Here is an 11,454-nt window from a genome sequence, read left to right as displayed (position 1 = left end):
GCGGACGCCGGCTATGACACAGCACGCTGAAACATGACATGAGCAGGACGGTTGAGACATTGATCGTGGGACTGGGCACAACGGGACTTTCGGTGGCGCGCCATCTGCTGGCGCGCGGCGCGCCGTTTCGGGTGGCCGACAGCCGTGCCGAACCGCCGGGTCTCGCGCAACTGCGGGCGCTGGCCCCGGGCGTGCCGGTGCACACGGGTCCCTTTGACATCGAGCTGTTCAAGGGCGCTCGCCGTCTCGTGGTGAGCCCGGGGCTGAGCGTGCGCGAGCCCGCCGTGGCGGCGGCCCGGGAGGCCGGTGCCGAGATCGTGGGCGACATCGAGCTGTTCGTGCGCATCGTCACGGCCCCCGTGGTGGCCATCACCGGCTCCAACGGCAAGAGCACGGTCACCGCGCTGGTGGGCGAGATGGCGCGCGCCGCCGGGATGAGTGTTGGCGTGGGCGGCAACATCGGCACGCCCGCGCTGGATCTGCTCACCGACCCCGAACCGGCGCTCTACGTGCTGGAGCTGTCCAGCTTTCAGCTGGAAACCACGGAGAGTCTGTCGCCGGTGGCCGCCGCCGTGCTGAATCTTTCGGCGGACCACCTGGACCGCTACGACGACCTGAACGCCTATGCCGCCGCCAAGGCCCGCATCCTCGCCCGCGCCGCAACCGCCGTCATCAACCGGGATGACCCGGTGGTGGCGGCCATGGCCGGCGGCGAACGGCGCGTGAGCTTTGGCCTCGGCGAGCCGGGTCCCGGGGAATGGGGCCTGGTCACGCGCGACGGAGAGGCGTGGCTCGCCTGCGGCGACATCCCCTGGATCGCCGAGTCCCGACTGCGGATCCCCGGGCGGCACAACACCGCCAATGCGCTGGCGGCACTGGCCTTGGGCGAGGCGGCGGGCCTGCCGCGCCAGGCCATGGTGGAAGCGCTAATGGCGTTTCAGGGCTTGCCGCACCGCTGCCAGTGGGTGGCGCGCATCGGCGGGGTCTCCTGGTACAACGACTCCAAAGGCACCAACCTGGGTGCCACGCTGGCAGCGCTGGCCGGTTTTCCGGGCCCGGTGGTCCTGATTGCCGGCGGCCAGGGCAAGGGCCAGGACTTCACAGCTCTGCGCGACGCGGTTGCCGGCAGGGCTCGCGCCGTGGTGTTGCTGGGCGAGGATGCACCGGTGATCCAACGTGCGCTGGGTGACACGGTGCCCGTGGTGTCCGTGCCCGACATGACCTCGGCGGTGGCGGAGGCCGCGCGGCTCGCGCAGACCGGAGACAGCGTGCTGCTCTCGCCCGCCTGCGCGAGCCTGGACATGTTCGACAACTACCAGCACCGGGGCGAGGTCTTCATGGCCGCGGTGCAGGAGCTGGCCCAGTGAGCGCCGTGGACATCCAGGCGAGCCGGGACGCCGCCGAGCAGCTGCGGGTGCAGCTGGCGCAGCGTCTCGATCTCACGCTGGTGGTGTGCGTGGCGGCCCTGCTCGGGATCGGGCTGGTGATGGTGGCCTCGGCCTCCGTGGGCATCGCCGAGCGCCACATGGACAATCCCTTTTACTTCCTCTACCGCCAGGCGCTGTACGTGCTGCTCGGTCTGGCGGCAGCGGCGCTCATGTACCGCATCCGGCTGGCCTACTGGCTGGCGGCCACGGCCCTGCTGCTGGCGCTCACCTTCGTGCTTCTGGCGGTGCTGCTCATCCCCGGAGTGGGGATCACCGTCAACGGCTCCACCCGCTGGCTCAGCCTGGGTCTGTTCAACCTGCAGGTGTCCGAGGTGGTGAAACTGCTCATCACCCTGTACATGGCCGGCTATCTGTGCCGCCACGGCCGCGCGGTGCGCGAGCAATTCTCCGGTTTCCTGCGCCCCATGCTGGTGCTGGGAGGCGTGGCCGTGCTCCTGCTCGCACAGCCGGATTTCGGCGCGGCGGTGGTGCTCATGGCCATCGGCCTGACGCTGCTGTTCCTGGGCGGTGCAAGGCTCTGGCAGTTCGCGCTGCTGCTGGGCACCGTGGGCGTGGCCCTTGTGGCGCTGGCGGTGACCACCCCGTATCGCATGGCCCGCCTGACGGCGTTCGTGGACCCCTGGACCGATCCCTTCAACAGTGGCTTCCAGCTCACCCAGTCGCTCATCGCGATCGGCAGCGGATCCTGGTTCGGGGCGGGGCTCGGCGCCAGCGTGCAGAAGCTCTTTTACCTGCCCGAGGCGCACAACGATTTCCTGTTTGCGGTGCTGGCCGAGGAACTGGGTCTGGCCGGCGTCACCGTGGTGGTGCTCCTGTTCGGCCTGTTCCTCTGGCGCAGCTTTGCCATTGCCCGGGCGGCCGAGGCGGCCGGCCACACCTTCGGCGCCTATCTGGCCTACGGGATCGGCGTGTGGATCAGCCTGCAGGCCTTCGTGAACATGGGCGTGAACATGGGCCTGCTGCCCACCAAGGGACTGACCCTGCCGTTCATGAGCTACGGCGGCAGCTCCATGCTGGTGAGCTGCGCGGCGGTGGGCCTCCTCCTGCGGGTGCACCGCGAGACCGTGGAGACCGGCGCCCTGCGCGGCAGCCGCCCGTTGCGGGCGAGGAGCGCCTCATGAGCGAGCGTCCCATCCTCATCATGGCCGGAGGCACGGGCGGGCACGTCTTTCCGGGCCTTGCAGTGGCCGAGTTCCTGCGCGGCGAGGGCGAGGAGGTGCAATGGCTGGGCACGCGTGCCGGACTGGAATCGCGCGTCGTGCCGGCCGCGGGGTTCGCCCTGCACACGCTGCCGGTGGCGGGCCTGCGCGGCAAGGGCATCGTCAACTGGCTGCTGGCCCCCTGGCGCCTGGGCATCGCCCTGTGGGCGGCGCTCGGGCTGCTGATGCGGCTCAAGCCCCGGATGGTCCTGGGCATGGGGGGGTTCGCTTCGGGGCCGGGCGGCCTGATCGCCTCGGCGCTCAATATCCCCCTGGTGATCCACGAGCAGAACGCCGTGGCGGGGCTGACAAACCGCTGGCTCGCCCGGGTGGCGGAGCGCGTGCTGGAGGCCTTCCCCGGGACCTTCCCGGAGAAGGTGGGTGCCCACCACACGGGCAACCCGGTCCGGACGAAGATCAGTGCGCTGCTGGCGCCGGACCTGCGTTTCCTGGGCCGCGAAGGCCCCGTGCGTCTGCTGGTGCTGGGGGGCAGCCTGGGTGCACTGGCCCTGAACGAGACCGTGCCGGCCGCCCTGGCCCGCCTGCCCGCGGAGGTCCGTCCGCTGGTGCGACACCAGGCCGGCGAGCGCACCCTGGACCAGGCCCGTCGGGCCTACGTCAAGGCCGGCGTGGAGGCCGAGATCACCGCCTTCATCGAGGATATGCCTGCTGCCTACGCCTGGGCGGACGTGGTGGTGTGCCGTGCAGGCGCGCTGACGGTGTCGGAACTGGCGGCGGCCGGCCTGGGGGCGATCCTGGTGCCCTTCCCCCATGCGGTGGACGACCACCAGACCGTCAATGCCCGGTACCTCACCCGGGCCGGCGCGGCCGTGCTGATCCCCTCCGCGGAGTTCGACGCCAAGCGCCTCGCCGCGGAGCTTTCCGTGATGGACCGGACCCGTGCCCTGGCCATGGCCGAGGCGGCACGCGCCCTGGCCATGCCCGACGCCACGGAAGCGGTCGCACGTCACTGCCTGGACGTCATCGTGGAGCGGGGCGCATGAGTACTCCGGTGACAGGCATGAACGTCCCCATGCGGCGCATCCGGCGCATCCACTTCGTGGGCATCGGCGGATCGGGCATGGGCGGCATCGCCGAGGTGCTGGCCAACCTGGGCTACCAGGTGAGCGGATCCGACATTGCCGAGAATGCCATGACCCGACGCCTGGAAGGCCTGGGGCTGACGGTGTCCCGCGGCCACGAAGCGGACCACGTGCGCGACGCCGACGTGCTGGTGGTCTCCAGCGCCATCGATGCGAACAACCCCGAACTCAGGGCCGCCCTGGCCGCGCGTATTCCGGTGGTGCGCCGTGCGGAGATGCTGGCGGAGCTGATGCGCTTTCGTTACGGCATCGCGGTGGCCGGTACCCACGGCAAGACCACCACCACCAGCCTGGTGGCGAGCCTGCTGGCCGAAGGCGGGTTGGACCCCACCTTCGTGATCGGTGGTCGGTTGAACAGCACCGCGAGCCACTCGCGCCTGGGCCAGAGCCCGTACCTTGTGGCCGAGGCAGACGAGAGCGATGCGTCTTTTCTGCACCTCCAGCCCATGATCGCCGTGGTCACCAATATCGACGCGGATCATCTGGCCACCTACCAGGGGGATTTCGCAAAGCTGCGCAGCACGTTCCTGGAGTTCCTGCACCACCTGCCTTTCTACGGGCTGGCGGTACTGTGTGTGAACGACCGCCATATCGCGGCCATGCTCACCGAGGTGGGCCGGCCCACGCTGACCTACGGCATCGATACGGCCGCGGACGTGACCGCCCGCAACCTCAAGGCCGAAGGCACGCGCACGCAATTCGACATCGCCCTGCCGGGGCGCACGGCACCGCTTGCAGTGACGCTGAACCTGCCGGGCCGCCACAACGTGCTCAATGCTTTGGCCGCCGTGGCCGTGGCGTTCGAACTGGGTGTCGCCGACGAGGCCATCCAGCGCGGCCTGGTCCACTTCCAGGGCATCGGGCGGCGCTTCCAGGTGTACGGGGACATCGCCACCGGCGTCGGCACCGTCACCCTGGTGGACGACTATGGCCATCACCCCACCGAGATCGCCGCCACGCTGGCCGCGGCGCGCGATGCCTGGCCCGGCCGGCGGTTGGTCCTGGCCTTCCAGCCGCACCGCTACACGCGCACCCGGGATCTGTTCGAGGATTTCGCCGAGGTCCTGTCCGAGCCCGATGCCCTGGTGCTGCTGGACGTGTATCCGGCCGGCGAGGCGCCGATCCACGGTGCGGACGGCCGCACCCTGGCCCGTGCCATTCGTGCCCGCGGCCGCGTTGATCCCGTCTTCGTCGATTCCCCGGAGCGCTTCGTGGACACGCTGCAGGGCGTGCTGCGTGATGGGGATGTCCTGCTGACCCAGGGAGCCGGCAACGTGGGCGGACTGGCCGCCTCGCTGCCCGCCGCCCTGGCCCGAGTATCCGGGGAGGAGCATCCATGATGACCGCAGAAAACCTGCAAGCCCTGCGCGGGGAGCTGCTCGAGAATGAATCCCTGGCCCGCTACAACTCCTGGCGGGTGGGCGGACCGGCCGAGCATTTCTACCGCCCTGCCGACCTGGACGACCTGACCCTGTTCCTGTCGACGCTGCCCAAGAGCGAGCCGCTGCTGTGGCTCGGGCTGGGCAGCAATCTGCTGGTGCGCGACGGCGGCGTGCGCGGCACGGTGATCGCCCTGTCCGGCGCCCTCACCGGACTGGAACGCCTGCCGGGCGATCGGGTGCGCGCCGAGGCCGGCGTGGCCTGCGCCAAGGTGGCCCGTTTCTGCGCGGACAACGACCTCACCGGTGCCGAGTTCCTGGCCGGCATCCCGGGCACCATGGGCGGCGCCCTGGCGATGAACGCGGGCGCCTGGGGCGGCGAGACCTGGTCCTGCGTGGAGACCGTGGAGACCGTGGACCGCACCGGTCGTCGGCACCTGCGCGACGCCGACCGCTACGAGGTGGGCTATCGCAGCGTGATCACGCCCATGGAGGAGTGGTTCGTGGCCGCGACGCTCAAGCTGACGCCCGGTGACGGCGCCGCGAGCAAGGCGCGTATACGCGAACTCCTGGCACAGCGCGCGGAGACCCAGCCCACGGGTGTCGCCAGTTGCGGTTCGGTGTTCCGCAATCCGCAGGGCGATCATGCCGGGCGCCTGGTCGAGGCAGCCGGCCTCAAGGGTTTCCGTCTCGGCGGCGCACAGGTGTCCGAGAAGCACGCCAATTTCATCATCAATACCGGCGACGCCACGGCGGCCGACCTGGAAGCCCTGATCCTTCACGTACAGGCGCAGGTCGAGGCGCGCTTCGGTGTGCGCCTGGAGCCCGAGGTGCGCATCGTGGGCGAGGCGGCCGCGAGTTCCGGGGAGGGCGGGCGATGAATCCCGCGGACTTCGGCAAGGTGGCAGTGCTCATGGGCGGCTGGTCGGCCGAACGTGAGATCTCGCTCCTGAGCGGGCGCGCCGTGCTCGAGGCTTTGCAGCGTGCCGGTGTGGATGCCCACGGCGTGGATGCGGGTCGGGATGTGATCGGCGAACTGCAGCAGGGGCGCTACCAGCGCGCGTTCATCGTACTGCACGGTCGCGGCGGCGAGGACGGGGTCATCCAGGGGGCCCTGGAGCTCATCGGCCTGCCCTACACCGGCAGCGGCGTCATGGGTTCGGCCATCGCCATGGACAAGCTGGTCACCAAGCGCCTCTGGCGCGGCGCCGGCATGCCCACGCCCGACTACCAGGTGCTGAATCGCGACGCCGACTGGTCCGCCGTGACCTCCGGACTGGGCATGCCGCTGATCGTCAAGCCCGCCCTGGAGGGTTCGAGCATCGGCATGACCCGGGTCGAATCACTGGATGACCTGCCGGCGGCCTACGAACAGGCGGCGACCTGCGGCGGCGCCGTGTTTGCCGAGCGCTGGGTGGCCGGGGACGAGTTCACGGCGGCGATCCTGGGCGACGAGGTGCTGCCGCTGATCCGCCTGGAGACGCCCCGGGCGTTCTACGACTTCGAGGCCAAGTACAAGTCGGACACCACCCGTTACCACTGCCCCAGCGAACTGGACGACGCGGTCGAGCAGCGCCTGCGCGCTCTGGCAAAGCAGGCCTTCGATGCCGTGGGCGCTTCCGGGTGGGGCCGTGTGGATCTCATGTTGGACCGGGTCGGCGTTGCGTGGCTGATCGAGGTGAACACGGTGCCCGGCATGACTGATCACAGCCTGGTGCCCATGGCCGCGAAGGCGGCGGGCATCGACTTCGAGGAACTGGTGCTGCGCATTCTTGCGCAGACCCTCGATCACGGGGAGCGGCAATGACGTGGCGAAGCGGGATGCCATGGCCAGGCGCAAGCAGAGCGGCAGACCGGCGCCCTGGTGGCAGGGGCTGCGGCTGCGCCGCACGCTTCGCCTGCTCTTCTGGGGAGGCGTGCTCGTGGTGAGCGCGGGCGCCATCGCGGCGGGCGTGGACCGGGCGATGCAGCCCGACACGCTGCCCATCCGTTCGGTCCTGATCGAGGGCGAGCTGCGCCATATCGACCGGGGTGAACTGGAAGAGGTGCTGGCGCCTCACGTGACCGGCGGCTTCTTCAGCGTGGACATCGGGGCGGTGGAACGCGCTGCCATGGAGCTTCCCTGGGTGTACGGCATCAGCGTGCGCCGGCAATGGCCCGACACGTTGATCGTGGGTGTCACCGAGCAGGTGCCGGTGGCGCGCTGGGGTGACAGCGGGCTGGTGAACCGTTTCGGCGACGTGTTCGAGCCGTCGCCACAGACGTTGCCCCAGGGGCTGCCGGAGCTGGCGGGCGGCGCGGGGCGTCAGCGCACGCTCATGCGCCGGTACCTGAGCGTGCAGGCCCGGCTGGCGGACGTGGGTCTGGAAGTGACCGGCGTGCGCGAGGACGCCCGTCAGGCCTGGCGAATCGAACTGGCGGACGGCGCGCGGATCCTCATGGGGCGCGACACCGGTGCGGATCACCTGGAGCGGCTGCTGCGGGTCTACCCGCGGGTGGCGGCTCACCGGGACGAAGCGATCCGCACCATGGACCTGAGATACACCAACGGCATCGCCGTGGCCTGGGACGAACCGGCCCGGGTGACGCACTGAACGACCGTGAGGATGAGGATAAAGAGAGGCGCTATGTCGAAGCGATCCGATAAGGGAATGATTGTGGGCCTGGATATCGGTACGTCCAAGGTCGAGGCCATCGTGGGCGAGATCAACGAAGATGGCCAGATCGAGATCATCGGTATCGGCTCCCATCCCTCCCGGGGTCTCAAGAAGGGCGTGGTGGTCAATATCGAGTCCACCGTGCAGTCCATCCAGCGGGCCGTGGAGGAGGCCGAGCTGATGGCCGGCTGTCAGATCCATTCCGTGTTCACCGGGATCGCCGGCAGCCACGTGAAGAGCCTCAACTCCACCGGCGTGGTGGCCATCAAGGACAAGGAGGTCACCGCTGCAGACGTGGATCGCGTCATCGACGCGGCGCGCGCCGTGGCCATCCCGGCGGATCAGCGCATCCTGCATATCCTGCCCCAGGAATTCATCATCGACGAGCAGGAAGGCATCCGCGAACCGGTGGGCATGTCCGGCGTGCGCCTGGAGGCCAAGGTGCATCTGGTCACCGGTGCGGTGTCCGCCGCGCAGAACATCGTCAAGTGCGTGCGCCGCTGCGGGCTGGAGGTGGATGACATCATTCTCGAACAGATGGCCTCCAGCCATGCCGTGCTGACCGAGGACGAGAAGGAACTGGGCGTCTGCCTGGTGGACGTCGGCGGCGGCACCACCGACATCGCCGTGTTCACCGACGGCGCCATCCGCCACACGGCGGTCATTCCCATCGCCGGCGACCAGGTGACCAACGACATCGCCGTGGCCCTGCGCACACCCACCCAGTACGCAGAGGACATCAAGATCAAGTACGCCTGCGCGCTGCGCCAGCTCGCCAACCCCGACGACACCATCGAGGTGCCCAGCGTCGGCGACCGCGCGCCCAAGCGCCTGTCACGCCAGACGCTGGCCGGTGTGGTGGAGCCCAGGTACGAGGAACTCCTCTCCCTGGTGCAGGCGGAACTGCGCCGCTCCGGTTGCGAGGAACTGGTGGCCGCGGGCGTGGTGCTCACGGGCGGCTCGTCAAAGATGGAAGGTGTCATCGACCTCGCCGAGGAGGTCTTCCACATGCCCGTGCGCATGGGTCTGCCGCAGCACGTGAGCGGTCTGGTGGACGTGGTCAGAAACCCCATTCATTCAACCGGCGTGGGTCTGCTGCTGTTCGGCCACCAGAGCCGCGCGGGCCGCGGCGTCGAGAGCCGCCAGATGAACAACCTCCAGGCCGTCTGGAAGCGCATGAAGGGCTGGTTTCAGGGCAACTTTTGAGCAAGTGGGAAGTGCGAATTGTGAAGTGCGAGCGGGGTGGGCGAACAGATTTCAGGGCTTGGGGATTCGGGCCGGGTGCAGGCCGGGCCCCTGGAAAAACAACAAGACCGATTTTGTTTCACGAATCAGATCAACCGAAGCGTTGAGGAGGCATGACAATGTTTGAACTGATGGATACCTTTCCGCAGAACGCCGTGATCAAGGTCATCGGCGTCGGTGGTGGCGGCGGCAACGCCGTTCAGCACATGGTCAACGCCAGCATCGAGGGCGTGGATTTCGTCTGCGCCAACACCGATGCGCAGGCGCTGAAAAACCACACGGCCAAGACGCTCCTGCAACTGGGCGGACATATCACCAAGGGGCTGGGTGCCGGTGCCGATCCGATCATCGGACGCGAGGCTGCGCTGGAGGACCGTGACCGCATCGCCGAGGTGATCGAGGGGGCCGACATGGTCTTCATCACTGCCGGCATGGGCGGCGGCACCGGCACCGGCGGCGCGCCCGTGGTGGCGCAGATCGCCAAGGATATGGGGATTCTCACCGTGGCGGTGGTCACCAAGCCGTTCCCGTTCGAGGGCAAGAAGCGCCTGGCCGTCTCCCAGGCCGGCATGGAGAACCTGGCCAAGTACGTGGATTCGCTCATCACCATCCCCAACGAGAAGCTGCTCACGGTGCTGGGCAAGAACATCTCGCTGCTGGACGCCTTCAAGGCGGCCAACGACGTGCTGCTGGGCGCCGTCCAGGGCATTGCCGAGCTGATCACCAGGCCGGGACTGATCAACGTGGACTTCGCCGACGTGCGTACAGTGATGTCCGAGATGGGCATGGCCATGATGGGCACCGGCAGCGCCTCCGGGCAGGATCGCGCCCGACTGGCGGCGGAGGCGGCTATTGCCAGCCCGCTGCTCGAGGACGTGAACATCGCCGGGGCCCGGGGCATCCTGGTGAACGTCACGGCCGGGCTGGACATGTCCATCGGCGAGTTCGAGGAAGTGGGCGACGCCATCAAGGAATTTGCCTCCGAGGACGCCACCGTGGTGGTGGGCACCGTCATCGACCCCGAGATGACCGACGAACTGCGTGTGACGCTGGTGGCCACGGGCCTGGGCAGCAATGTCCCGGCGGCCAGGGCCTCCGTGGCGGCGCAGCCCCAGGAGAAGCCCAAGGTGAAGCTGGTGGAGGCCCCGCCGGAGGCCGAGCCGGACTACGGGCATCTGGAGCGGCCCACGGTGATCCGCAAGAACCAGGGCAACGCCGCGGTGGACGTCAACGGGCACCTGAACATGGAGTACCTGGACATCCCCGCCTTTCTCCGCAAGCAGGCGGACTGACGGGAAGGCCGGCGGCAGCGCCGTTCGCCGGGAAAATCGGCCCGTGGGGATGCATGTGCACTAAAAACATGCATTTGTGGCCGCTTGGTGCCATAATGTTGCGGTTTTTTGCATCTCCGGCCCAATCCGCGCCCGACAGAAGGCGTGGCCCGGAACCTGCATGTCTGGATTCGGCGTTTCCGAATCAGAGGGGAATCCCGCGTTGATCAAACAGCGTACGCTCAAGAACAGCATCCGAGCCACCGGCGTCGGACTTCACACCGGCGAGAAGGTCTATGTGATGCTTCGCCCGGCCCCCGTGGACACCGGGGTGGTGTTTCGACGCATGGATCTGGATCCCCCCGTGGAGATCAAGGCGAGCCCGGACAACGTGGGCGATACCCGGCTCTCCACCACCCTGGTGGACGGTCCCGTACGGGTATCCACCGTGGAGCACCTGCTCTCTGCCGTGGCCGGTCTGGGCATCGACAATCTCTACGTGGACGTGAGCGCCGCCGAGGTGCCGATTATGGACGGCAGCGCCGGCCCCTTCGTGTTCCTGATCCAGTCGGCGGGCATCGTGGAGCAGGAGGCGCCGAAGAAGTTCATCCGCATACGGCGCTCGGTCGAGGTGAGCGAGGGGGACAAATGGGCCCGCTTCGAGCCGTTCGACGGCTTCAAGGTGGGATTTTCCATCGACTTCAAGCACCCGATCTTCAGCAACGGGGTGCAGACAGCGGAACTGGATTTTTCCACCACTTCATTTGTGAAAGAGGTGAGCCGCGCGCGCACCTTCGGCTTCATGCGCGACATAGAGATGCTGCGCGAGCGCCAGCTGGCGCTGGGCGGGAGCCTGGACAATGCCATCGTTCTGGACGATTTCCGCATCCTCAACGAGGACGGCCTGCGCTACGACGACGAGTTCGTCAAACACAAGATCCTGGACGCCATCGGCGACCTGTACCTGCTGGGTCACAGCCTGATCGGCGCCTTCACCGGCTACAAGTCCGGTCATGACCTGAACAACCGGCTCATTCGCAGCCTGATCGCCCAGGAAGACGCTTGGGAGTGCATCACCTTCGAGGACGAGGGCGAGGACGCCCCGATCTCCTACGCGCAGCCGGTCACCGCGTTCTGAGGGTTGTGCCCCGG

The 11,454-nt window shown here is 68.3% G+C and carries 10 protein-coding genes; all 10 read left to right on the top strand.

Translation table 11 applies throughout. The features are described from left to right. Positions 1-38: 38 nt before the first annotated feature. Entirely contained in the window at positions 39-1,367 is a 1,329-nt protein-coding gene (murD, locus tag B1C78_RS04625) for a UDP-N-acetylmuramoyl-L-alanine--D-glutamate ligase (RefSeq protein ID WP_077277980.1), read from the top strand. Continuing rightward, positions 1,364-2,569: a putative lipid II flippase FtsW gene (gene ftsW / locus B1C78_RS04620; RefSeq protein WP_077277979.1), complete on the top strand. Its 1,206-nt coding sequence runs from the start codon at positions 1,364-1,366 to the stop codon at positions 2,567-2,569. Before murD ends, ftsW begins: the two co-directional genes overlap by 4 nt. Continuing rightward, positions 2,566-3,651, top strand: coding sequence for an undecaprenyldiphospho-muramoylpentapeptide beta-N-acetylglucosaminyltransferase (gene murG / locus B1C78_RS04615; RefSeq protein WP_077277978.1), 1,086 nt, complete (start codon positions 2,566-2,568; stop codon positions 3,649-3,651). The genes ftsW and murG overlap by 4 nt, the downstream gene beginning before the upstream one ends. Before the next feature lie 17 nt (positions 3,652-3,668). Then, positions 3,669-5,090, top strand: coding sequence for a UDP-N-acetylmuramate--L-alanine ligase (murC, locus tag B1C78_RS04610; protein ID WP_077277977.1), 1,422 nt, complete (start codon positions 3,669-3,671; stop codon positions 5,088-5,090). After that, entirely contained in the window at positions 5,090-6,010 is a 921-nt protein-coding gene (gene murB, locus B1C78_RS04605; RefSeq protein WP_077277976.1) for a UDP-N-acetylmuramate dehydrogenase, read from the top strand. The genes murC and murB overlap by 1 nt, the downstream gene beginning before the upstream one ends. Next, positions 6,007-6,936: a D-alanine--D-alanine ligase gene (locus B1C78_RS04600; protein ID WP_077277975.1), complete on the top strand. Its 930-nt coding sequence runs from the start codon at positions 6,007-6,009 to the stop codon at positions 6,934-6,936. Before murB ends, B1C78_RS04600 begins: the two co-directional genes overlap by 4 nt. After that, positions 6,902-7,723 carry a cell division protein FtsQ/DivIB gene (locus B1C78_RS04595; protein WP_245795310.1) on the top strand — a complete coding sequence of 274 codons (822 nt, stop codon included), beginning with the start codon at positions 6,902-6,904 and terminating at the stop codon, positions 7,721-7,723. Before B1C78_RS04600 ends, B1C78_RS04595 begins: the two co-directional genes overlap by 35 nt. A 33-nt stretch (positions 7,724-7,756) precedes the next feature. After that, positions 7,757-8,992 (top strand): cell division protein FtsA, encoded by a 1,236-nt coding sequence (gene ftsA / locus B1C78_RS04590; RefSeq protein WP_077277974.1) that lies wholly within the window; start codon positions 7,757-7,759, stop codon positions 8,990-8,992. Positions 8,993-9,150: 158 nt separating this feature from the next. Continuing rightward, positions 9,151-10,323 (top strand): cell division protein FtsZ, encoded by a 1,173-nt coding sequence (ftsZ, locus tag B1C78_RS04585; RefSeq protein ID WP_425443955.1) that lies wholly within the window; start codon positions 9,151-9,153, stop codon positions 10,321-10,323. 202 nt (positions 10,324-10,525) lie between these two features. Then, entirely contained in the window at positions 10,526-11,440 is a 915-nt protein-coding gene (lpxC, locus tag B1C78_RS04580) for a UDP-3-O-acyl-N-acetylglucosamine deacetylase (RefSeq protein ID WP_077277972.1), read from the top strand. The last annotated feature ends 14 nt before the right edge of the window (positions 11,441-11,454 follow it).

This window comes from Thioalkalivibrio denitrificans (assembly GCF_002000365.1).
GTDB lineage: Bacteria > Pseudomonadota > Gammaproteobacteria > Ectothiorhodospirales > Ectothiorhodospiraceae > Thioalkalivibrio_A > Thioalkalivibrio_A denitrificans.
The sequence above is the reverse complement of the archived record's forward strand: the minus strand, read 5'-3'. Positions and strand labels throughout refer to the sequence as shown.